13 protein-coding genes and 3 pseudogenes are annotated in these 23,128 nt (G+C 66.2%); 11 read left to right on the top strand and 5 right to left on the bottom strand.

All coding sequences use genetic code 11. From position 1 onward, the window contains the following. Positions 1-310: 310 nt before the first annotated feature. From AC3WJE_RS16910 to AC3WJE_RS16895, 4 genes are all read left to right on the top strand, one after another. Positions 311-2,461: a TonB-dependent siderophore receptor gene (locus AC3WJE_RS16910; RefSeq protein WP_493731982.1), complete on the top strand. Its 2,151-nt coding sequence runs from the start codon at positions 311-313 to the stop codon at positions 2,459-2,461. A gap of 250 nt (positions 2,462-2,711) precedes the next feature. Beyond that, positions 2,712-4,094 (top strand): D-serine/D-alanine/glycine transporter, encoded by a 1,383-nt coding sequence (gene cycA, locus AC3WJE_RS16905; protein ID WP_493731981.1) that lies wholly within the window; start codon positions 2,712-2,714, stop codon positions 4,092-4,094. Beyond that, positions 4,058-4,987, top strand: a complete 930-nt coding sequence (locus AC3WJE_RS16900; RefSeq protein WP_493731980.1) for a DMT family transporter — start codon at positions 4,058-4,060, stop codon at positions 4,985-4,987. Before cycA ends, AC3WJE_RS16900 begins: the two co-directional genes overlap by 37 nt. A gap of 124 nt (positions 4,988-5,111) precedes the next feature. Continuing rightward, complete coding sequence (locus tag AC3WJE_RS16895) at positions 5,112-6,023, top strand: CorA family divalent cation transporter (RefSeq protein ID WP_493731979.1); 912 nt, start codon at positions 5,112-5,114, stop codon at positions 6,021-6,023. 641 nt (positions 6,024-6,664) lie between these two features. On the opposite strand, the gene treA is transcribed toward AC3WJE_RS16895, so the two are convergent. After that, entirely contained in the window at positions 6,665-8,281 is a 1,617-nt protein-coding gene (treA, locus tag AC3WJE_RS16890) for an alpha,alpha-trehalase TreA (RefSeq protein WP_493732002.1), read from the bottom strand. 297 nt (positions 8,282-8,578) lie between these two features. Here treA and AC3WJE_RS16885 point away from each other — a divergent pair, with 297 nt between their 5' ends. Next, entirely contained in the window at positions 8,579-9,535 is a 957-nt protein-coding gene (locus AC3WJE_RS16885; protein WP_493731978.1) for a hypothetical protein, read from the top strand. Between the two features lie 125 nt (positions 9,536-9,660). On the opposite strand, the gene AC3WJE_RS16880 is transcribed toward AC3WJE_RS16885, so the two are convergent. The 3 genes and pseudogenes from AC3WJE_RS16880 to AC3WJE_RS16870 all read right to left on the bottom strand — a co-directional run. Further along, on the bottom strand, positions 9,661-12,540 hold the full coding sequence (locus AC3WJE_RS16880) for a M16 family metallopeptidase (RefSeq protein WP_493731977.1): 2,880 nt from the start codon (positions 12,538-12,540) through the stop codon (positions 9,661-9,663). Between the two features lie 629 nt (positions 12,541-13,169). Then, a pseudogene (locus tag AC3WJE_RS16875) lies at positions 13,170-14,249 on the bottom strand (methyl-accepting chemotaxis protein); the annotation flags it as partial. A gap of 21 nt (positions 14,250-14,270) precedes the next feature. Next, a pseudogene (locus tag AC3WJE_RS16870) lies at positions 14,271-15,323 on the bottom strand (cache domain-containing protein); the annotation flags it as partial. Positions 15,324-15,576: 253 nt separating this feature from the next. Between AC3WJE_RS16870 and AC3WJE_RS16865 the strand changes: the two are divergent. Continuing rightward, complete coding sequence (locus tag AC3WJE_RS16865) at positions 15,577-17,232, top strand: M28 family metallopeptidase (RefSeq protein WP_493731976.1); 1,656 nt, start codon at positions 15,577-15,579, stop codon at positions 17,230-17,232. Between the two features lie 288 nt (positions 17,233-17,520). On the opposite strand, the pseudogene AC3WJE_RS16860 reads toward AC3WJE_RS16865, so the two are convergent. Then, positions 17,521-18,084 (bottom strand): annotated as a pseudogene (locus AC3WJE_RS16860) (FAD-dependent oxidoreductase); the annotation flags it as partial. Positions 18,085-18,302: 218 nt separating this feature from the next. Between AC3WJE_RS16860 and AC3WJE_RS16855 the strand changes: the two are divergent. The 5 genes from AC3WJE_RS16855 (at position 18,303) to AC3WJE_RS16835 (ending at position 23,083) form a co-directional block, all read left to right on the top strand. Further along, positions 18,303-18,494, top strand: a complete 192-nt coding sequence (locus AC3WJE_RS16855) for a hypothetical protein (protein ID WP_493731975.1) — start codon at positions 18,303-18,305, stop codon at positions 18,492-18,494. Between the two features lie 353 nt (positions 18,495-18,847). Further along, entirely contained in the window at positions 18,848-20,086 is a 1,239-nt protein-coding gene (locus tag AC3WJE_RS16850) for a histidine kinase (RefSeq protein ID WP_493731974.1), read from the top strand. Beyond that, a complete protein-coding gene (locus AC3WJE_RS16845) occupies positions 20,083-20,862 on the top strand; it encodes a LytR/AlgR family response regulator transcription factor (RefSeq protein WP_493731973.1) in 780 nt (259 codons plus the stop codon). The genes AC3WJE_RS16850 and AC3WJE_RS16845 overlap by 4 nt, the downstream gene beginning before the upstream one ends. Before the next feature lie 34 nt (positions 20,863-20,896). Beyond that, positions 20,897-21,244, top strand: a complete 348-nt coding sequence (locus AC3WJE_RS16840) for a hypothetical protein (protein ID WP_493731972.1) — start codon at positions 20,897-20,899, stop codon at positions 21,242-21,244. A gap of 243 nt (positions 21,245-21,487) precedes the next feature. Continuing rightward, the gene (locus tag AC3WJE_RS16835; protein ID WP_493731971.1) at positions 21,488-23,083 is read left to right on the top strand and encodes an APC family permease; all 1,596 of its coding nucleotides are present in this window, start codon (positions 21,488-21,490) and stop codon (positions 23,081-23,083) included. The last annotated feature ends 45 nt before the right edge of the window (positions 23,084-23,128 follow it).

Genomic DNA, 23,128 nt, shown 5'->3' with positions numbered 1-23,128 from the left:
TTCCGGCCGGCCCTCCCGCGGACGTATCGCAAAGCTCGGCGATTGCGCAGCGTAATTTCGAGTAAGGCCGCTGGCGAGGGGGCGTACACGCGCCGGGTTCGGCGGCCCTCCTGAACCTCGCGGAGACGACGCCGCGCAGGCGTTGAACGGAGGACGCACCCGGCCGGGAACCGGTGTGGGTTCTTGTGCTGCTGGCCGCTCAGGTAGAATTGTGTCATCCGACGACACGCAAGCTCTCCGCCAGCCAGATCGTCATGATCCGCGCACGCCGCCGCGCCTGCGCTCCAATCCATGCCGGAGAGCTTCATCCATGTTCCACATCCGTTCCAGCGCGTCGCGCCTGGGCTTGCTGGCGGTCGGCCTTTCCACCGCCGTATCGGCGCTGGCGCAATCGCAGTCCAGCGCTTCCGACGACGCCACCACCCTCGATGCGGTCAATGTGCGCGGCACGCTGCCGCAGTCGTACACGGTCGAGCAGACCGCCGCGGCGACGCGGTTGACGTTGACGCCGCAGCAGACACCGCAATCGCTGACCGTGGTGACCGAGCAGCGCATCAAGGACCAGGCCATGACCTCGGTGCACGACGTGCTCGACAACGTCACCGGCGTGTCGTCCAACGCCTATGACACCGAACGCGTGGTGTTCTACTCGCGCGGTTTCCTGATCCAGAACATGGCATACGACGGCGTGCCGGTCGCGCCGGGCCTGAATGCCGAATCCGCCGATGGCAGCCTGGATACCGCGATCTACGAACGCATCGAAGTGCTGCGCGGGGCCAGCGGTCTGTTGACCGGCGCGGGCAATCCGTCGGCGACGATCAATTTCGTGCGCAAGCGCGCCGACAGTCGCGATTTCCAGGGCGAGGCCTCGCTCAGTGCCGGATCGTGGGACACCTGGCGCGGCACCGTCGATGTGTCCTCGCCGCTCACTGAGGATGGCCGCGTGCGCGGGCGGGTGGTGGGCGCCTACCAGCAGGGCGATTCGTACCTGGACCGCTACCACAGCAAGAAGACGGTGCTGTACGGCGTGATCGATGCCGATCTCACCCCGGACACCACGTTGAGCGTGGGCTATGACTACCAGAGGACCCGGCCGGAGCGCATCACCTGGGGCTTCTATCCGGTGTTCTACGCCGACGGCGGTTTTCTGGAATGGTCGCGCGGCTTCAACAGCGCGGCCAACTGGACATACTGGTACAACACCACGCAGACCGCGTTCGCCGACCTGCAGCATCGTTTCGGCAACGGCTGGCAGCTGCGCGCGATGGCCAGCCACCGCGCGACCGAAGGCGACATGGCGCTGTTCTATGTCGAGGGCTTTCCGGACCGGCTGACCGGCGAGGGCATGACGGCTTACGCCTACCAGGCCCACCAGGAGGGACGCCAGAACATGCTGGACCTGTATGCCTCCGGTCCGTTCCGGGCGTGGGGGCGCGAGCACGAGCTGGTGGTGGGCCTGAGCGGTTCGCGCTATGACACGGAGACGTTCGAGTCCACGCATGGCGAGCTGGCCGATGTCGGCAATTTCCTGACCTGGAACGGCGATTATCCGTATCCGGATTTCAGCGCGGACAAGCACAAGGCGGCCGACAACCGTACCGATCAGCAGGGTGCCTACGCCGCCGCACGGCTGTCACTGGCCGACCCGCTCACGTTGATCGCCGGTGCGCGCTACAGCCGCTGGAAGAACGACACCCGCGACAGCAGCGTGTTCCACTATGAGCACCACAAGACCGTGCCATATGCCGGGTTGATGTACGCGATCACGCCGGTGTACTCGGCGTTCGTCAGCTATACGCAGATCTTCAATCCGCAGCCTTACCGCCGTGCCGATGGCAGCTTCCTCGATCCGGTGCTGGGCAGCAGCCGCGAGGTCGGCATCAAGGGGCGCCATTTCGACGGACGTCTGAACACCTCGCTGGTGCTGTTCGACACGCGTCAGGACAATCTGGCGGTGGCCGATCCCGGGCAATACCTGCCGGACGGCATTACCCAGGCCTATTACGGGGTGGACGGCACCCGTTCGCGCGGCTTCGAACTGGAGGCATCGGGCGAGCTGGCCGAGGGCTGGAATGCCTCGTTCGGCTGGTCGCATTTCAACTTGGAAGGACCCGACGGCGAAGACCTGCGCCCCGACCTGCCGCGCACGCTGGTGCGGTTGTTCAGCACCTGGCGCCTGCCGGGCGAATGGAGCGGGTTGAGCGTGGGCGGCGGCGTCAACTGGCAGGCGTCCAGCTATTCGATGGTGAGCGCGCCCGTCCCGGACGGCGTGCGCCGGATCGATCAGTCGGCGGTGACGCTGCTGAGCGTGATGGGACGCTATGAGTTCGGTCCGCATGCCTCGATGCAGTTGAACGTCGAGAACCTGACCGCCCGCAAGTACTTCATCCTCGATCAGTACAGCAACCTGCACTACGCGGCTGGCCGGAGCGCGACGCTGGGTTTCAACTATCGCTTCTGAGCCTGGGTTGTGCCGGCTCCCTGCGGGGGGCCGGTGCTTCGCTGCATGGGCATCAGCGTGTGGTGGCGGTATGTCAGTCCTGACAAATTCTGGGTAGTCGCAACCGCAATGAGCGCCGGGCCGAGCCCCCTTCCGCTGCACCGGGCCGGCGCAGCGGACGCACCATCCCGGGGCGCAAAGATAATGCTGGCGTGCGCTGCGGGCTTCTCTTAAGTTGGCCGCCTGTCTCCGCCACCGGCGCCTGCCTCCCATGTCCGAGCCGTCCGTTCCCGATCACCTCCAGCGCTCTCTTTCCAACCGCCATCTGCAACTGATCGCCATCGGCGGTGCGATCGGCACCGGTCTGTTCATGGGTTCGGGCAAGACCATCAGCCTGGCCGGCCCGTCGATCCTGTTCGTCTACCTGATCATCGGCGCGATGCTGTTCTTCGTGATGCGCGCGATGGGCGAGCTGCTGCTGTCGAATCTGGAGTACAAGTCGTTCATCGACTTCTCTACCGATCTGCTCGGGCCGTGGGCCGGGTTCTTCTGCGGATGGACCTACTGGTTCTGCTGGATCATCACCGCGATCGCCGACGTGATCGCGATCTCGGCCTACGCGCAATTCTGGTTCCCGGGACTGGCGCCATGGATACCCGCGGTGATGTGCGTGATGCTGCTGCTCTCGCTCAACCTGGTGACGGTGAAGCTGTTCGGCGAGATGGAATTCTGGTTCGCGCTGATCAAGATCATCGCGATTGTTGCGCTGATCATCACCGGCGCCGGCATGGTGGCCTGGGGCTTCCGTTCGCCGGGCGGGCACGTGGCCTCGCTGTCCAACCTGTGGAACGACGGCGGCATGTTCCCGATGGGATTGGGCGGATTCTTCGCCGGTTTCCAGATCGCGGTGTTCGCCTTCGTCGGCATCGAGCTGGTCGGCACCACGGCGGCCGAGACCGCCAACCCGATGCGCAACCTGCCAAAGGCGATCAACTCGATCCCGGTGCGCATCATCGTGTTCTACGTGCTCGCGCTGATCGCGATCATGTGTGTGACCCCGTGGCGCGAAGTAGTGCCGGGCAAGAGCCCGTTCGTGGAGCTGTTCGTACTGGCCGGCGTGCCGGCGGCGGCGAGTCTGGTCAACTTCGTGGTGCTGACCTCGGCGACGTCTTCAGCCAACAGCGGCATCTTCTCCACCAGTCGCATGTTGTACGGCCTGGCTGAGGAGAATCATGCGCCGAAGGGTTTCGCCAAGCTCTCGCGTGCGGCGGTGCCAGCGCGCGGGCTGCTGTTCTCGTGTGCATGTCTGATGGCCGGTGCGTTGCTGATCTACGTGGTGCCCAATCTGATGACGGCATTCACACTGGTGACCACGCTGGCAGCGGTGCTGTTCATGTTCGTCTGGTCGTTGATCCTGTTCGCTTACATCGCCTACCGGCGCAAGCGCCCGCAGCTGCACGCGGCGTCGACGTTCAAGATGCCGGGCGGCATTGCGATGTGCGGCGTGGTGCTGGCGTTCTTCGCGTTCGTGATCGTGGTGCTGACGCTGCAGAACGACACGCTGTACGCGCTGCTGGCCAGCCCGGTGTGGTTCCTGATCCTGGCGGTGAGCTACCTGTGGAAGGCACGCAAGAGCGTGGCCGCCCCGCGATGATGCAGAAGGAGCGGCCGCCGCTGAAGGGTGTGCTGCTGGGCTTCGCCTGCTACGCGGGCTACTCGATCAGCGACGCGTTCGTGAAGCTGCTGGAAGGTGGCCTGCCGGCGTACGAGGTGCTGTGCCTGGGCGCCGTGCTGATGCTGATCGCGGTGCCGTTCCTGAAGACGCCGGAGGACCGCTGGCGCGAACTGGTGATCGCGAAGAAGCCGGCGCTGTGGTTGCTGCGCGCGCTGGCCGCGGCGATCGGCAACCTGACCTCGGTGATCGCCTTCACCACGCTGCCGATGGCCGAGGCGTTCGCGCTGATCTTCCTGATGCCGATCTTCGTCACCGTGCTGTCGGTGCTGTTCCTGAAGGAGCAGGTGCACTGGCGGCGCTGGTCGGCGGTGATCGTCGGCTTCGTCGGCGTGCTGGTGGTGCTGCGGCCGGGCTTTCGCCATCTCAGTCATGGGCATGTCGCGGCGATCGTGTGCGGGCTGGTCGGGGCGATCTCGGTGATCGCATTGCGCATGGCCGGCAACGACGAGAAACGCATCACCCTGTACGGCGCCGGCGTGCTCGGCCCGCTGGTGATGGGCGCGATCATGATGCTGCCGGTGTTCGTGTGGCCCACGCCGTTGCAGTGGGCGTTGCTGGCCGGCTACGGCCTGCTCGCCGGGCTGGCGGCGATCTTCCTGATGTACGCCACGCGGTCTGCGCCGGTCAGTGCGGTGGCGCCGACCCAGTACAGCCAGATGCTGTGGGCGATCGGTTTCGGCTACCTGCTGTTCCATGACCATCTCGATTGGCCGATGGCGGTGGGCATCGTGCTGATCCTCGGCGCCGGGCTGTTCACGCTGGTGCGCGAGGAGAAGGTCACTCACTGGTGGCGGCGCACCCGGATCGTCTGAGCGCGGCCGCAACGCTGCGTGAAGCCGAGGCTGCGCCTGCATCGATGCGCATCCCGTGCGTTCTTCGCGTCGACAAGGCGTGGCGTGCGGGAGAATGTTCCCACGACCGCCACGGGAACAGACCATGATCACCCTCCATCCGATCACCGACCGCAACGGAAAGCCCGGCGCATGGGTGGACCTGTGTCAGCCGGGAGCGGAGGAACTGGCGGATGCGTCGCGGCAGGTCGGCTTCGAGATTCCCGGGCATGCGGGGATCAGCGAGATCGAGTTCACCAGCCGGGTGCGCAGCATCGGCGATGCGTGGATCCTCAATCTGCCGCGTTTCCAGACCGAAGACGGCACGGTGTCGTCGCTGGGCTTCGTGCTGTCACCGAACGCCCTGGTGACGCAGCACGAAGTGGCACTGAATTCCCTGGCGGAGATCGCGAGCGATATCACGCGGCGGCCGTGCGGGGGCTCGCTGGATCTGTTCCTGCGCATCCTCGAACACATCGTCGATGTGCTGGCCGATCGTCTGGAAGCGCTGGAGGTGCACGTGGCCGAGGTGACGCGGCAATCGTTCGTGCCGGGGCGGCGCAATCGCGACCTGGAACGGGCGCTGCGTGAGGTCGGGGCGATGGGCCAGCGCATCGGTGGCACGCACAACACGGTGCATGGCTTGTTGCGGCTGGCGACGTACCTGGACGAGGCGCCGCCGGAGTGGTTCGACCAGGACGCCCGGCACCGGATCAAGTTGATCCACAAGGACGTCGGCTCGCTGGGCGAGTTCGAGCAGGAGTTGAGCGACCGTATCGGGTTCCTGCTCGACAGCGTGCTCGGGCTGATCAACATGGATCAGAACGAGGTGATGAAGGTGATGGCGGTGGCGTCGGTGGTGGGGATTCCGCCTACGGTGTTGGTGGGGATCTGGGGTATGAACTTTGCGTTCATGCCGGAGTTGAAGTGGCATGACGCTTATTTCTGGGCGCTTGGGGTGATTGGGTTGAGTATTTTTGTGCCGTTGGCCTGGTTCAAGCGGCGTGGGTGGATTTAGGGTTTTTGTGCTTGGGTGAGTAGGCTTGGGTGTGCGGTCGTTGTTTCGTGTTGTCCTTGCGGAGTGTCCGGCCACCTCCTTTCGCAGGATTCCTCTGCTGTCGTCCCCGCGTAGGCGGGGACCCAGCGACTTCCGCGCCATCTCTCTACCGTCATCCCCGCGAAAGCGGGGATCCATGGACGTTGCTTCTTGGGTTTGAAGTTGCATTGACGGCAACAGCAACAGCAACAGCCAAGGCTTTCGCTCCTTCGGAGCGAGTCACCTTTCTTTGCTCGTGCAAAGAAAGGTAACCCAAAGAAAGCACGCCCCAGTCCTCGCGCCCTTCGCTGCGCTACGGGTGCACTGCGCCAGCGGGATTTTCTGACGCGGCATCCATGCCGCGGCAGAAAACGATGTGCATCCATGCACGTCGCCCTTCGGGTTTTTCCCGCTGGCTCCGTCGCTGCGGATGGGGGGCCCGGAAAAGCGGAGAGCAAAGGCAAAATCACGAGCAACAGCAACAGCAACAGCAACAGCAACGCCTCAGCTGAGCAAGCGAACACAACGGCAACGACAATCTCTCCGCCGTCGTCCCCGCGCAGGCGGGGACCCAGCGACTTGAAACGCTGCGACAGGTCGCATCTTCGTCGTTACGACGGCACTTACTGACCCGATGCCGCAGGCTCCCCATACAACGACAGCAACTTGAGCGTCACGCCATTGGTCCAGCCGAAGCCGTCCTGTAGTGGGTATTCGCCGCCGCCACCCTGACCATCTTCTGCATCGTACTTTTCCACCAGTTTGTGCTGGCTTGCGTAGACGCTCTGTACGCGGGTCAGGAAGTTGCCGGCGATCTGGCTGGCCAAGCTGTCTTCGTGATAGCGGTGCAGGCCGGCGATGGCGATCCATTGCAGGGGTGCCCAGATGTTGGGGGCGTCCCACTGCTGGCCGGTGACCTGCGCGGTGGTCACCAGGCCGCCGGGTCGCAACAGGTGTGTACGCAATGCGGTGGCGGTCGCGTGCGCTCGCTCGGGTGTGGCGATGCCGACGAACAGCGGGAACGCGGCGGCGGCGGTCAGTTGTTCGCTGACGGTGCCGCGTTGCCAGTCGTAGTCGGCGTAGTAGCCGGCCGGGTTCCACAGGTGTTGTTGGATCGCCTGCTCGCGCGCGGCTGCGCGTTGCGTGAACTCGCGTATGCAGGCGGCATCCGCGGCTTGTTGACAGGCATGGGCGATGGTGCGTTCCAGGTGTTGGATCAGGCTGTTGAGGTCGACCGGTACGATCGCGGTGGTGCGGATCGTGCGCAGCTGACGGCGATCGCCCAGCCAGCGCGAGGAGTAATCCCAGCCGCTTTCGGCGCCGGCGCGCAGTTCGCGGTAGACCTCGCTGGGGGCTCGGTCGCTGGCTTCGGCGGCGGTCTGGCGGTCCTGCAGGTATGACTCCGGACGCGGTGTGTCCGATGCGTCCCAATAACGGTTGAGCACGCTGCCATCGCGCAGACGCACGACGTGCTCGCTGGCGCTGCCGGGGGCTAGTTTGTCGGCACCTCGCATCCAGTAGCGGTATTCGGCACGCAGTTGCGGCAGGTAGCGCACGTACAGCGTGGTATCGCCGGCCTCGGCTTCCAGTTCGACCATGTGCGAGAAGAACGGCGGCTGCGAGCGGCTGAGGTAGTAGCTGCGCGTGCCGTTGGGGATGTGGCCGTAACGGTCGATCAGCCCGGCGAAGTCGTCGAGCATGTCGCGTGATTGCCGTGTCCGGCCGCTTTCGTGCAGGCCGAGCATCGTGAAGTACGAATCCCAGTAGTACAGCTCGCGGAAACGTCCGCCCGGGACCACGTAGGGTTTGGGCAATGGCAGCTCGCTGCTGTAGCGCGGCACCTGGCGGCTGTCGCGTACCAGCAGTGGCCATAGCGCGTCGATGTGCTCGCGCAACGAGGCCTGCGTCGGCAGTGCCGGGGATGCGTGCGAGGCGGGGGGATCGAAATGCGTGGTGACGAAGGTGGCGAGATCGAAGTCCGGCTGTTCGCGGCGTGCAAGGTAGCTGGCCTCGATCCGTGCCGGTGCGTTGCGCGGGATCATGTCGACGAACTGCTTCTGGTCCTCGAACAGGGAGGTCTGCTGCACCGCTTCGAACAGCGCCGGATAGGCCTGTTGCGGGGGCGCGGGCGGGCCATCGCTGCGTTGCAGCGGGGTGCAGGCGGCTGCGGCCAGCAAGGCGATGGCGAGCAGGGGCGGGCGGCAGGCATGCAGGACCGACATGGCGGCTCTCTCCGTGATGGCGGGCCGGCAGGATAGGTCAGGTCTGCGGGGGCAGCCTCGTCACGGTCTTCACGCGGCGAGAGCTCATCAATGTGAACGCTGGCTGTTGGCGGATGGGCGCGCAACGGAATTCATACGCGCCGTACCGGGCCGGCCGCTAGATTGGCGCGCCGCGGCGTTTGCACGTCGCCTGCGGACATACGTTGGCACCGGCGCGCGCCGCCGGTACGGCACAATTCCCCTCCCATCCTTCCCCCTCCCATTCGCATTCCACGCACTCTGTTATCCGTGAAACAGGCCAGCAGCCGGGAAGACATGCTTATCCATGTGGTGGCAATGCTCGGCACATTGCTGATCCTGCTGCTGTTCCTGCGCCTGCTGTTGCACACGCCTACGGCCGCGCCGGTCTCGCGCAGGGCGTCGGTGATGCGGGTGAGCTTCCTGCCGCGTGAGCCGGTGCCGCAGGCGGAGCCGACGGCGACGTCGGTACCTTCGCCCTCACCGCGCTCCACGCCCATGCCGGTGCGCCATGCCGAAGCGGCGCCGCATCTGGCCAATGCGGCACCACCGCCGCAACGCGCCACCACCGGCGAGATGCAGGCACAGCTGTACACGCGTGATGGCCGGGTGCGGATGGGAGAGTTGGTCAATCCACTCGATCCGGGCTACGCGGCGGTGCCACCGGGCATGACCGATGAGCGCACGCTGGACAAGGCACGCAAGCTGCTGGAGCGGCCCAATCCGGTCGATTACCACGAAACACGTTTCGAGAAGGACTGGAAGAGCAGCGGCACGCTCGGTGACGTGGCGGTGCAGAGCCTCAACCGGGGCATGAAGAAGATCAACGGCGTGATCTGGGGCAAGGAGGTGGAGTCGGTCAAGGCGCGTCCGCCGCCGGACGTGCGCTTCAACCCCTCGCTGGCCGACAACAAGGCCGACCTCGGCAGCGAGGCCACCGGCGATGCCTACAAGGCTGCGCCGATCGCGCACGAGGACGTGCCGGACCTGAAGGGCGCGGCGAGTCGCCGCATCCGCGAGGAACTGGCCGCGCTGGAGGCGCAGCCGAGCGCATGCGATGCCGCGCGTCGCAAGCAACTGCTGGCACCGGCGCGGGTGCATCTGGCCGATCTGGAGCGTGTCGAACACGCCATGATGCATGGCGCCGATCCGATCATGGCCGAGCAGATGCTGCCGCGGCAGGCCGACAGCGCCTACGACCTGGCGCGGCGTGCGCTGTGGTATGCGCGCAAGCAGTGGACGGTTTGCGGGTAGGAAGGCGCTGGATTGACGCCGCGCAGAGGAATCCTGTGGGAGGGACTTCAGTCCCGACAGAGGGCCGGTAGAGCCTGTCGGGACTGAAGTCCCTCCCACAATGTAGTTGTTTCCGCAGTTGGTGCTTACTTCCCGACCGGCTTGCCGTCAGCGTCGATCACCTGCACCTCGCCGAGCTTGAGCGCGCGGATCGGGGCTTCGATCTTCTTCAGGTCGCCGACGATCACCCAGGTCATCGCCTGCGGCGTGACGATCTCCTTGATCGCATGCTGCGCCTGCGGTTGGCCGATCGCCTCCAGGCGTGGCTTGAGCGTGCGCACGTAGTCGTCCGGACGATCGAACTGGACGATGCCCTCGACCGCGCTCAGCACCGCGCCCGCGGTCTCGTAGCTGCCGGGCAGGGCGCGGATGCGCTGGTTCTTGATCTTGTCGACCTCGTCCTCGGTCAACGGCCTGTCGCCGATCACCGCGCTGGCTTCCTTCAGCACCTCGGCCGCCGACTCGGCGGTCTTGTCGGTCTGCACCGGCGCGTAGAACAGGTACGGACGCTGGCCCTGCGCATCCATCAGGAAGCTGAAGGCACCGTAGGCCCAGCGCTTGTCCTCGCGCAGGTTCATGTTCAGGCGCGAGGTGAAGGTGCCGCCGAAGGCGCCGTTGGCGACGCCGATGTCGAGGTTGTCCGGCGCCTTGGTCGAGGGTGCGAGCAGACCTGCGAGGATCAGCGACTGTGGCGCGTCGTCGCGGTTGATCAGGAACACGCGCGGCTTGGTCTGCGCGGCGACCTGGGCGACGTTCTTCTTCGGTATCGCGACCGCCGGTGCCTTCCAGTCGCCGAACGCCGCGTCCAGCTGCGGGATGATCTGCGCCAGCGTGGTGTCGCCGGCCACCAGGATGCGCACGTTGTCCGGGCGCAGCCAGGTGTCGTGGAAGCCCTGCAGGTCGGTGGCGGTCAGGCTCTGGATCGAGGCCTCGGTGCCGGTGCCGGTGAACGGGATGCCGTAGGCGTGGCCGTTGCCGTAGATCAGCGGCGGCAGCGTGCGCAATGCCAGGCCCTGCGGCTGGGTCTTCTCCTGCGCGATGCCGGCCAGCCACTGGCCACGGATGCGTTCGATGTCGTTGGCCTTGAACGCCGGGTTGCGCACCACGTCGGCGAACAGGGCGAGCGAGGGTTGCAACTGATCGTTCAGTGCGTCGAGCGAGGCACTGCAGGCGTCCAGTTCGCAGCCGACCGAGGTGATCGCGCCCAGGCGCTGGCGGCGCTGCGCCACTTCCACCGAGTCGAGCGAGCGCGTGCTCTCGTTCATCAGCGCGGCGGTGAAGCTGGCGGTGCCGAGCTTGTGGCCCTGGTCGGCGGCATAGCCGGCGTCGAACAGCAGCTCGATCTGGGTGACCGGGATGGTGTGGCGTTCGGCCAGTACCACCTCGATGCCATTCTTCAACTTGCCGCGTTGCAGGGCCGGGAAGCTCAGGCTCGGGAACTGCGTGGTCTGCGGTACGCCGGCAGCGCGATCGACGCGGTTCTTGCCGACGCTGTACTTGGCGGCCGCCGGCAATGTCGGCGCGGGCTTGCCGGTGGCGTCGCCGAGCGCGACCACGGCCTTGTCCTCGGCATCAGCGTCGAAGCCTTCGCCGGCCGGCAATACGGTCAACAGGTAGTCGCCCTTGCCGAACCAGCTGTCGGCGGCCTGCTTGACGCTGGCCGGGGTGGCGGCGGCGACGCGCTCCAGATCCTTGCGATAGGCGCCCGGATCGCCACGGTAGACCTGGCCTTCGGCCAGGATCACCGCCTTGCCGCTGAAACCACCGACCTTCTCCAGGCCGCGCACGAAGCCGGCGCGGTAGGCCACCTGCGCGCGCTGCAGTTCGTCGGCGGTCGGGCCTTCGGCCAGGAACTTCTTCAACTCGTCATTGATGGCGGCCTCGACCTTGGCCGGGTCCACACCGTCCTTCACGTCGGCCTGGATCTGCACCTGGCTGGCCAGCGAGAACGGTTGGACGCTGGCGGAGACGTCATCGACCAGGTTGTCCTGATAGACCAGACGCTGATACAGGCGCGAGGTCTTGCCACCGCCGAGCACGGTGGTGGCCAGATCGAGCTGGACCGCATCGTCGGTGCCGAGCTGCGGCGCGACCCAGGTGCGGTAGATGCGCGGCTGCGCGACGTGGTCGTGCTGCACGCCGCGGGTCTGCCTGGCCAGCGGCGTGATCCACGGCTGCTGGCGCGGCACCGGCTTGCCGGCCGGGATGTCGCCGAAGTACTCCTCGGCCTTGGCACGCGCCTGCGCCACGGTGATGTCGCCGGCCAGCACCAGGGTGGTGTTGGCGGCGCCGTAGTAATCGCGGAACCAGCCCTTGACGTCATCCAGCGAGGCCGCGTCGAGGTCCTCCATCGAGCCGATGGTGTCGTGCTGGTACGGATGGTTGCCGGGGAAGATGTTGGAGAGGATGTTCTGGTCGACGCGGCCGTAGGGACGGTTTTCGCCCTGGCGCTTTTCGTTCTGCACCACGCCGCGCTGGGTATCCAGTTCGTGCTGGCCGATCGCGCCGAGCAGGTGGCCCATGCGGTCCGATTCCATCCACAACGCCATGTCGAGCGCGGTGGTCGGCACGGTTTCGAAGTAGTTGGTGCGGTCGAACCAGGTGGTGCCGTTCATGTCGGTGGCGCCGGCCTGCTCGAACGGGGCGAAGTAGGTGCCCTTGTGGTTCTCCGAGCCGGAGAACATCAGGTGTTCGAACAGGTGCGCGAAGCCGGTCTTGCCGGCAGGCTCGTCCGCCGAGCCGACGTGGTACCAGATGCTGACCGCGACCACCGGCGCCTTGTGGTCCTCGTGCACCACTACCGTCAATCCGTTGGGCAGGGTGAAGCGGGTGTAGGCGATGTCGGGGATCGCGGCATCGGCGGCGGGCTTGGCCAGCGAGGCCGGGGCGGCATCTGCCGGCGGCAGGAAGGTGGCGGCGCCGGTGCCGAGCACGCCGGCGATCAGCAGGGACAGCGGACGAAGCATGTATCACTCCTTGAGCGGACTTGAATCGTCGAGGCTATGCCTGTGGTTGTTGCTGTGCAAATGACTTTGGTTAGGGGGATGGGGGTTTTGCTCTGTGGGCAGCTTGATCGTCGTTGTTCTTGTGCGGGTTGGGATCGGGCTCTTTCCAGGAGATCCAACTACCGTCGTCACCGTGCAGGCGGGGACCCAGCGACTTTCGCGCCATCTCACCGCTGTCACCATCTATCTACCGTCATCCCCGCGAAAGCGGGGATCCATGGACGTTGCTTTTAGTTTCTTGTAGTTGAAGCAACTTCAACAGCCAAGGCTTTCGCGCCTGCGGCGCGAGTTACCTTTCTTTGCTCGTGCAAAGAAAGGTAACCCAAAGAAACACGCCCCAGTCCTCGCGCCCTTCGCTGCGCTACGGGTCCACTCCGCCAGCGGGATTTTCTGACGCGGCATCCATGCCGCGGCAGAAAACGACGCACATCCATGTGCGTCGCCCTTCGGGTTTTTCCCGCTGGCTCCGTCGCTGCGGATGGGGGCCCCGGGAAGTCAAAGTCCAAGGCAACAGCAAAGGCAAAATCACGAGCAACAGCAACAGCAACAGCAACAGCAACAGCGACTTCCGTCGTTGTGATTCGCTGTTTTCAAGCCGCTGAGGCGTAGTGCACGTCCGCGCTCCGCTCGTCCTGCGGTTGCCCTTCCAGGCGGAACACCGCCACCGCTTCGGTGAGTTGGCTGGCCTGTTCTTCCAGGCTGCGGGCGGCGGCGGTGGCTTCTTCTACCAATGCGGCGTTCTGTTGGGTCATTTCGTCCAGTTGCATCACGGTCTGGCTGACTTGCTCGATGCCCGATGACTGCTCCTGCGAGGCGGCGGTGATCTCGGCCATGATGCCGGTGACGCGCTGTACCGCGCCGACCACTTCGGACATCGTGCTGCCGGCGCTGGCGACCAGGCGGGTGCCTTGGGTGACGCGTTCGGCGGAGTCGTCGATCAGGGTCTTGATCTCCTTGGCTGCCTGCGCGGAGCGTTGCGCCAGTGCGCGCACTTCGCTGGCGACCACGGCGAAGCCGCGGCCCTGTTCGCCGGCGCGGGCGGCTTCCACCGCGGCGTTGAGGGCGAGGATGTTGGTCTGGAAGGCGATGCCGTCGATCACGCTGATGATGTCGGCGATGCGTGTGGAAGCTTCCCGGATCGAGGCCATCGTGGCGACGACCTGTTCGACCACGCGGCCGCCTTCGCCTGCCACCTGGCCGGCGTTCTGCACCAGTCGGTCGGCTTCGCGGGCGTGGTCGGCGTTCTGGCGTACGGTCGAGGTCAGTTCCTCCATCGAGGCCGCGGTTTCTTCCAGATTGGCGGCCTGGCTTTCGGTGCGGGTGGACAGGTCGGCGTTGCCGGCGGCGATCTCGCTGGCGGCGGTGTCGATCGATTCGGCCGAATGCTGGATGCCGCGCACGATCACGGTGAGTTGTTCGGCGGTGCGGTTGGCGGCCTGCGCCAGATGACCGAACGCGCCCTGGTAATGCGCATCCACACGCTGGCTGAGATCACCATCGGCGATTGCCGCCATGATCCGGCCGACATCGCCCAGGCCGGCGTCGGCCTGCTGCATCAGCCGGTTCAAGGCATGCACCATCTCGGCGAAGGCGAACTGGTAGCGCGCTTCATCGCCGCGTGCGCTGAAGTCGCCGTGCGCGGCGGCCTCGGCCAGATGCGCGATGTCGCGGTTGATCGCCGACAGGTTGGCTTTCACTGCATCCAGTGCTTCGTGCAGGCGTGCGCGCTGGCCAGGCAGGCGGCGCATGTCGCTGCGCAGATCGCCGCGGCCGTATTCGTCCATCACCGTCATCGCGTCGCTGATCGCATCCAGGTGCTCGAACAGCACGGTGTTGACGCCGCGCGCCAGCGTGCCGTAATCGCCGGGGAAATCCTCGGGAATGCGATGGCCGATGTCCTCGCCCTGCTGCAGGTGGATCATCGTCTGCATCTCGCCATTGAAGCGCTGCAGCTGGTGCTGCATCTGCGCCATGCTGGCCAGCAGTTGGCCGGTTTCGTCCTTGGACGTAACCGCGATGGGATTGTCGAAGCGGCCACCGGCGATCGCCTCGGCAGTGCGCGTGGCTGCGCGCAGCGGATTGACGATCGCACCGGCGATCAGCCACGACAGCGCCATGATCACCGTGACCACAATCGCGCCGATCAGCGTCACCAGACCGGTGAAACCCCACGCCTCGTGCTGGATGTCGTCGGCATACACCCCCATCACCAGCACCCAGTTCCAGGCGGGGAAGGCGCGCGCGTAGCTGATCTTCGGCAACTGCGTCTTCTGGCCCGGCTTGGGCGCGGTGTAGTAGCTGAAACCATCGCCCTGGGTGACCGCCTTCTGGATGTCGCGGTACACGTACTCGCCGGCATCGCTCCTGTAGTCGCGCATGTCGGTGCCGACCTTGCGCTTGGGATGCATCACGATGCGCATCTGCGGATCGGTGACGAAGAAATAGTCCACGCCGTGGTTGGTGCTGACCGCGGCCAGGGTCGAACTGGCCAGCGCCTTGGCCTGTTCGAGGGTGATCTCGCCGCGTGCGGCCTTGGTGGCGTAGTGGTTGATCACGTCGATGCCCATGTCGACCTGGGTCTTCACGTTCTGTTTGCGGGCTTCGACCAGGTCCAGGTACTGCAGGCGCGCGGCGCCGATGGCAAGCAGGATCACGCCCAGCGCCAGCAGCGAACAGAGCAGGACGAACTTGCGGGTGACGGAAAGGTCGGCGATGCGGTGTTGCAGTGCGGCGAACGGGTTCATGGCGCTTCCCGAAAAAGTAAACAAGATGGTCGAGCTATCGGCGAGTGCGCCGCGAACTTGATCGGCCATCATTTGCCCGGATGGGAGATATTCATTTCGGATCAGTCGCTTGACCGCGATTGGCTGCGGCCGGAATCCGCGTGTGGCCTGGACCGGCAGTGGTCCGGAGCGTGACGCGCGTGGCCTTTGGCACATGCCCGCACGTGTCGCGGTTGTCCTACACTCGTGAACTATTTCGGTTGGGGGTGTCGCAATGAAAAGAATCGCAATGGGCGTGCTCGCGCTGTCCATCTCGGGCGTGTTGATGGCGGCGACGCCGACGTTCGACGGCAAGCGCATCTCGCAGGACGTCAAGGTGCTGGCGTCGGATGAATTCGAGGGCCGCGGCCCGGCCACGGCAGGCGAGGAAAAGACCATCGCCTACCTGAGCAAGCAGTACCAGGCCGCGGGCCTGCAGCCCGGTGGCGACCTGCAGGCCGATGGCACGCGTGCCTGGACCCAGGCGGTGCCGCTGCAGCGCGCCGACATCGTCGGCACGCCGACGCTGGCGCTGGATGTGGCCGGCAAGCCGCAGGCGCTGACCCAGGGCAAGGACATCGCGATCCGCGCCGCGATGGACGGTTCCACCCAGGTGGACATCGCCAACGCGCCGCTGGTGTTCGTCGGCTATGGCGTCAAGGCGCCGGAGCGCCGCTGGGACGACTTCAAGGGCGTGGACCTGAAGGGCAAGATCGCGGTCGTGCTGATCAACGACCCGGACTTCGAAACAGGTCACGGCGATTTTGACGGCAAGGGCATGACCTACTACGGCCGCTGGACCTACAAGTACGAGCAGGGCGCACGCGAGGGCGCGCTCGGGGTGCTGATCGTGCACGAGACCGCGCCGGCCTCCTACGGCTGGGCCACGGTCGCCAGCTCCAACACCAACACCATGTTCGACGTGGTGCGTGACGATCCCTCGACGGTGCATCCGAAGGTGGAAGGCTGGATCCAGCGCGATCTGGCGGTGCAGTTGTTCAAGGACGCGGGCCTGGATTTCGAGGCGTTGAAGAAGCAGGCGCAGTCGCGCGATTTCAAGCCGGTCGAACTGAAGGGCGAAGGTCTGAGCGCCCGCTATCAGGTCAAGCGTGACGTGATCACCTCGCACAACGTGGTCGCGCGCCTGCCAGGCAGCAAGGAGCCGGACGAGACGCTGATCTACAGCGCGCACTGGGATCACATCGGCGTCGGCAAGCCGGATGCCAAGGGCGACACCATCTTCAACGGCGCGCTCGACAACGCCAGCGGCAGTGCTGCGTTGCTGGAACTGGCGCGTGGTTTCGCCAAGGGCCCGAAGCCGGATCGCTCGGTGGTGTTCCTGGCGGTGACTGCCGAGGAGAAGGGCCTGCTCGGCTCGGAGTTCTACGCGTCCAAGCCGCTGTATCCGCTGGCCAAGACCGTGGCGGTGATCAACATGGACGGCATGAGCCCGTTCGTGCCGTCGCGTGATTTCGGCATCTACGGCAGCGCCAAGCTGGAACTGCTCGACGACCTGAAGGCGGTCGCCAAGCAGGGCTGGAACCTGCGTTACACGCCGGACCCGAAGCCGGAAGCGGGCTATTTCTTCCGCTCCGATCACTTCTCCTTCGCCAAGCGCGGCGTGCCGGCGCTGTCGTACTCGGCCGGGCAGGATTGGGAAGTCGGTGGCGTCGCCGCAGGCAAGGCGGCGGCCGACGACTACACCGCCAAGCGCTACCACCAGCAGGGCGACGAGTGGCAGCCTGACTGGACCTTCGCCGGCGCCGCACGCGATCTGGCGGTGCTGTACAAGCTCGGCATGCAGCTGGCCGATTCGCGCCAGTGGCCGAACTGGAGCCAGGACTCGGAGTTCCGTGCAACGCGCGATGCGAGTGCGGCCGAACGCAAGTGAGTCAACGCCGGGGCCGTCCAATGACGGCCCCGGTTTGTAGGTGTACGGCGATGCGGCTTTACCCGAACAACTTCGCCAGCTGAGCCACCGCCGCGTCCGAGGCGGCCCGGTTCGGGGTGATGTCGGCATTGCCGAAATCGTCCGGGCTCTGCGCCTGCACCAGGATGCCGTCGCGGCGTGGCGCACCACGTTGAGGTTGTGGCCGCGCCAGTACAGCCCGTAATTCACCTCCGGCTGCGGTATCAACCGTGCGGTCTGGCCGCGCACCGGCACGATGCTTTCGTCGCCCAGCAGCGCGCGTGCGCCGTAGCCGGTGGCATTGACGATCACCTTCTCGCGCAGATCGGCGAACTGGCGCGGGTTCTCGAACTCGCGCGTGTGCAGCTCGCCGCCAGCCTGCAGGAAGTCGTCCATCAGCATTCGCGCGTAGGCGCTGATGTTGTAGGTCATCTGCGTGTAACGGGCCACGTATGGCACCGGGAACGGATGCTCGCCCGGCGTCAGCACTTTCGAGTTGGGGCTCAGGTCGTCCAGCAGTTCGCTTTCAAGATGCGGATATTCCGGTTCGTGGCTTTCCATGTTGCCGCCGGCCGGCTGGTCGAACGGCACATCCGACAGCACGAAACCATCGCGCCATTCGATCGGATCGCCCGGCAGGCCGAGCAGGGTCTGGTAGCGGCGGAACGAAGTCCGCGCCATCTGTTCCCAGCGTTTCCTGAATTCCGGTGTGGCGTGCTCGGCGGTACAGATCCGCGAGTCCGGCGACCACACCCCGGTGGCGAAGAACGAGCGCACTTCCGGCGGACGCTCCTTCGCGTAGATGCGCACCCGCAGGCCGGCGCGTTGCGCCACCAGCGCGGTGGTCAGGCCGATCGCACCGCAGCCGATCACCGCCAGCTCGTCCCTGGCGCCGGCAGCCTGCGCCAGCCCCACTGCCAGTTCCGCGCTGCCCCACGACAACGACCAGCCGCTGCCGCCATGACCATAGTTGTGCACGACCTGCTTGCGGCCGATGCGCTCGACTTCGATGCGCGGCCCCTGCGCGCGGCCCCTGCGCGCGGAACGGCCGCGTGCACACGCTCAGCGCGATGATCCGGTCCGGCGTGGCGCGGATCGGCGCCAGCGGTTGCGGCTCGGCGAAGTGGGGTGCCAATGGCGGTGGTGCGGGTGCCGCGACCGGAACGGTCTTGCGCTGCGATTCGGCAGCCAGCGCGCCGGTGGAAGCGACCGCGAGCGCGGCACCCGCACCGCGCAGGAAATGACGGCGATGCATGCGATTTCCTCGTAGGGGAACGGGGGCGAGCATAGCGTCCACGGATGGCCGTTGTGGCAGAGACGTCATTGGGCATGCACAAGAGCCGCCGGACCACGATGTCCGGCGCGGCGCAACGCGCGGTAATGCGTCCCCAGGCGGTTGTTCTGTGGGGGGGACTTCAGTCCCGACGCCTTCCCGGTAACGCCCGTCGGGACTGAAGTCCCTCCCACAGAGCCGGCTTTGCGCCGCTTTGCCGGGTCTCCATCGCCGATCCCGGGCTTTCGTCGCATCCCCCGCCACACCCGCCCGAGGGGCGGCTATGCTCGCCCCGCACTCAACCACCCATCAACGGAATCCGCCGTGTCCGCCAGCATCTTCCTGTTCGTGCGCATCCTCTTCGCCTGGGCGGCGGCGCTGATCGTGGCCGGCATCATGTGGGCGCAGGTGTTCGGCGGGCCGGGCAGCGTGTTCGGCCTGCTCACCATCGTGCTGCTGGTGATGGCGGCGATGAGCGTGGTCACTCACCTGCATCGGGTCAAGCTGCTGGCCGGTCGGCTCGACCACGACACCCTCACCAGCCGCCAGCGCCGCCAGATCGAGATCCCGCTCGACACCCGCGCCGCATTTGCGCTGGTGGATGCGGCGATCCGTGAGTTGCCGCGCGTGGAGGAGATCGAGAGCCTGCCCGGCAGCCTGCAGGTACGTGCCAAGGTGCGGCGCATCGACGGCTACGAGGGCCGCCAGCCGTCGCGCTGGAACGTATTTGCACGCTTTGCGATCAAGCGCGACCGGGTGCTGGCGACGATCACCCCCGGCGCCGGCACCAGCAGCGCGATGCTGCTGTTCGAGCCCGATGCAGCGGCCTGGGTCGACCTGTTCACCGTCGATGAGGGCAACAACTACGAGAACGCCGAGACGGTCGGGCGCAGCATCACCCGCCAGGTCGCCGAGCAGCGCCGCGACGAGCAGGCCGCCGCCGATCAGTCGGCCACCGAGAAGGAACTGGCGGTAGCGCGCTTGAACCTGCTGCATGCGCAGGTCGAGCCGCACTTCCTCTACAACACGCTGGCCAGTGCGCAGGTGCTGACCCGCACCGACCCGCCGCGTGCCGATGCGATGATCGGGCACCTGATCCAGTACCTGCGCCGCTCGCTGCCCAGCGCCGACGAATCGATGTCCACGCTCGGCGATGAACTGGAGCGCACCCAGGCCTATCTGGAGATCCTGCGCATCCGCATGGGTTCGCGCCTGGCGCTGCAGCTTGAGGTGCCTTACGAACTGCGCAGCGTGCCGCTGCCGTCGATGATGCTGCAGACGCTGGTGGAAAACGCGATCAAGCACGGGCTGGAGCCCAAGCCGGGCGGCGGCACGATCTGGATCCTGGCGCGGCAGACCGACCGGAACGTCACCGTGACCGTGGCCGACGACGGCCAGGGTTTCAACACCCAGAGCAGCGGTACCGGCATCGGTTTGAAGAACCTGCGCGAGCGCTTGCGCCTGACCTACGGCGATGCGGCGAGCTTCGCGCTGGTGTCCAACTTCCCGGCCGGCATGGCGGCCACGATCACGCTGCCGGCGCAGCAGGAGTCACGAGCATGAGTGCGTTGCGGGCCGTGGTGGCCGAGGACGAAGTGCTGCTGCGCGAGTCGCTGCTGCAGCTGCTCGGCGAGGTATGGCCGGAACTGCAGGTGGTGGAGGAATGCGAGGACGGCGCCAGCGCGCTGGAGAGCATCGCCGAACACCTGCCGGACGTGGTGTTCCTCGACATCCGCATGCCCGGCCTGACCGGCATTGAGGTCGCGCGCGGCATCAGCGAGGTCAGCCCGGCCACCCAGGTGGTGTTCGTCACCGCCTACGACCAGTACGCGATCGACGCCTTCGAACAGGGCGCGGTCGATTACCTGCTCAAGCCGGTGACGCGCGAGCGCCTGGAAGCCACCGTGCAGCGCGTGCAGGCACGCGCCGCCGCCGGTGGTCACGATCACGCGATGCTGGAAGCGCTGCTGCAACGACTGGCGCGGCGCCCGGCAGCACCCACACCGGAGAAACCGCCGATGGCCTGGATCACTGCCAGTGCCGGCCGCGAGACGCGGCTGGTGATGCTCGACGACGTGGCCTATTTCCAGGCCGACAACAAATACACGGTGGTGATGACCGCCGACGGCGAGTCGCTGCTGCGCACGCCGCTGCGCGAGCTGCTGGAGGTGCTCGACCCGGGCACCTTCAAGCAGGTGCATCGCTCGACCATCGTCAACATGAAGGCGGTGTCCTCGGTGTCGCGCGACGAGACCGGCAAGGGCTGTCTGAAATTGAAGAACCGGCCGGAGACGCTCACCGTCAGCCAGCCGTTCATGGGCTTGTTCCGCGGCATGTGATGCCGCCCGCCAATTGCTGAAGGAAGGATTCGTCATGCGCCTGCTCGCCTCGATGCTGTATTGCCTGATGGGCCTGTTCGGTTGCCATCAGGACACCGGCACCACCTCGATCACCCGCGCCACCGTCGATGGCCGCGATCTGTTGTTCAGCAAGGTCGAGTCGCATGCTGGCGATGCCGTCTTCCATTGCCTGGGCAGCAGCAGCGGACGTTGCCACTACCTCGTCTACACCGCTGCCTGCACCGGTGCGGATACGAAGGCCTGTCCACACCGCGAGCTGGACCGCTTCGAGCTGGCGGTGGGCCAGGTCCGCGAGTTGAAGGGGCTGGCGCAGGATTTCCGCCAGTGCGCCTCGGCCGAGGCGATCAAGGGCGATTGCTGAGCCCTTCTTTCTACCTGTAGGAGCGGCTTCAGCCGCGATGGGGCTTTCCATGCAGATCCCTCTGCAAAAGCCCGCACATCCATGTGTGGAGATTCAAACGGGCAAGCCCCATCGCGGCTGAAGCCGCTCCTACAAGACCGCGCTGGCTGGCTTCGTGTCTGAATGCGCCATGACGCGCGTGGACGGTTCTGCGATCATTGCCGGCTTGTTGCCGTGCTCGCGGCGTTCACCGTCAGGTAGCCCATGTCTCACAGCCCCCTGCGCCGCGAAGTCGGCCCCTTTGCGCTCATGCTCACCGGCCTGGGGTCGATCATTGGCTCTGGCTGGCTGTTCGGCGCCTGGCGCGCGGCAGGTCTGGCCGGTCCCGGTGCGGTCTGGGCCTGGCTGCTGGGCGCGGCGATCATCACCACCATCGCCCTGTCCTACGCCGAGCTGGGCGCGATGTTCCCCGAGTCGGGCGGCATGGTGCGCTACAGCCACTACTCGCACGGCTCGCTGGTCGGCTTCATCGCCGGCTGGGCCAACTGGATCGCCATCGTCTCGGTGATCCCGGTCGAGGCCGAGGCCTCGGTGCAGTACATGGCGTCGTGGCCGTGGCAGTGGGCGCAGGACCTGTACATGCATGCGCCGGGTGGAGCGGGCGAGCTGTCGGTGGCCGGCCTGCTGATCTCGGCGGTGCTGGTGCTGGTGTATTTCTTCCTCAACTTCTGGAGCGTGAAGCTGTTCGCGCGTTCCAACACCGCGATCACCGTGTTCAAGCTGATCGTGCCGGCGCTGACCGGCGTGGCGTTGATCGCCAGCGGCTTCCACAGCGAGAACTTCAGCGTCGGCCTGCACGGCGATGCGCACGTGATCGACTTCGCCGCGATCCTGACCGCGGTGGCCACCGCCGGCATCGTGTTCAGCTTCAACGGCTTCCAGAGCCCGGTGAACCTGGCCGGCGAGGCGCGCGATCCCGGTCGCAGCATCCCGTTCGCGGTGCTCGGTTCGATCGCGCTGGCGACCGTGGTCTACGTGATCCTGCAGGTGGCCTACATCGGCGCGGTGCCGCCGGATCTGCTGGCCAAGGCCGGCTGGCACGGCATCGACTTCCGCTCGCCGTTCGCCGAGCTGGCGATCATCGTCAACCTGCACTGGCTGGCGATGCTGCTGTACATCGACGCCTTCGTCAGCCCCAGCGGCACCGGCATCACCTACACCGCGACCACCGCGCGGATGATCTACGGCATGGAGAAGAACGGCACGATGCCGGCGGTGTTCGGCAAGGTGCATCCGAAGTGGGGCGTGCCGCGCGCGGCGATGTTCCTCAACCTGGGCGTGTCCTACCTGTTCCTGTTCTTCTTCCGCGGCTGGGGTACGCTGGCGGCGGTGATCTCGGTGGCGACGATCATTTCCTACCTGACCGGCCCGATCAGCGCGATGACGCTGCGCCGCACCGCGTCGGATGTGCATCGCCCGCTGCGGGTCGCGGCGATGCCGCTGCTGGCCGGCGTGGCGTTCGTGATGGCGACCGAGCTGCTGTACTGGGCGCGCTGGCCGCTGACCGGCGAGATCATCCTGCTGATGGTCGTGGCGCTGCCGGTGTACGTGTATTACCAGGCCAAGCAGGGCTTCAAGGATTTCCGCCGCAACCTCAAGGGCGCAGCCTGGATGATCGCCTACCTGCCGGCGATCGCGCTGCTGTCGTGGGCCGGCAGCACCACCTTCGGCGGCCACGGTTATCTGTCCTACGGACCGGACCTGGCGGTGGTCGGTGTGGTCGGCCTGCTGTTCTACCTGTGGGGCGTGCGCAGCGGTTGGCGCACCCCGGCGATCGAGAAGGCGGTCGCGGCCGCCTGATCGGAGGCCGCCAGCCGTAGAGCGGAGCTTGCTCCGCTGGGGCTT

The sequence above is a fragment of the Pseudomonas sp. GW821-FHT07E12 genome (genome assembly GCF_058986605.1).
The sequence above is the reverse complement of the archived record's forward strand: the minus strand, read 5'-3'. Positions and strand labels throughout refer to the sequence as shown.

Excerpts from the sequence above, each read along its gene's own strand:
- AC3WJE_RS16895 (WP_493731979.1), top strand. The coding sequence starts at position 5,112 with ATGATCACCCTCCATCCGATCACCGACCGCAACGGAAAGCCCGGCGCA.
- AC3WJE_RS16865 (WP_493731976.1), top strand. The coding sequence starts at position 15,577 with ATGAAAAGAATCGCAATGGGCGTGCTCGCGCTGTCCATCTCGGGCGTG.
- AC3WJE_RS16885 (WP_493731978.1), top strand. The coding sequence starts at position 8,579 with ATGCTTATCCATGTGGTGGCAATGCTCGGCACATTGCTGATCCTGCTG.
- AC3WJE_RS16880 (WP_493731977.1), bottom strand. The coding sequence starts at position 12,540 with ATGCTTCGTCCGCTGTCCCTGCTGATCGCCGGCGTGCTCGGCACCGGC.
- AC3WJE_RS16835 (WP_493731971.1), top strand. The coding sequence starts at position 21,488 with ATGTCTCACAGCCCCCTGCGCCGCGAAGTCGGCCCCTTTGCGCTCATG.
- AC3WJE_RS16910 (WP_493731982.1), top strand. The coding sequence starts at position 311 with ATGTTCCACATCCGTTCCAGCGCGTCGCGCCTGGGCTTGCTGGCGGTC.
- cycA (WP_493731981.1), top strand. The coding sequence starts at position 2,712 with ATGTCCGAGCCGTCCGTTCCCGATCACCTCCAGCGCTCTCTTTCCAAC.
- AC3WJE_RS16840 (WP_493731972.1), top strand. The coding sequence starts at position 20,897 with ATGCGCCTGCTCGCCTCGATGCTGTATTGCCTGATGGGCCTGTTCGGT.
- AC3WJE_RS16845 (WP_493731973.1), top strand. The coding sequence starts at position 20,083 with ATGAGTGCGTTGCGGGCCGTGGTGGCCGAGGACGAAGTGCTGCTGCGC.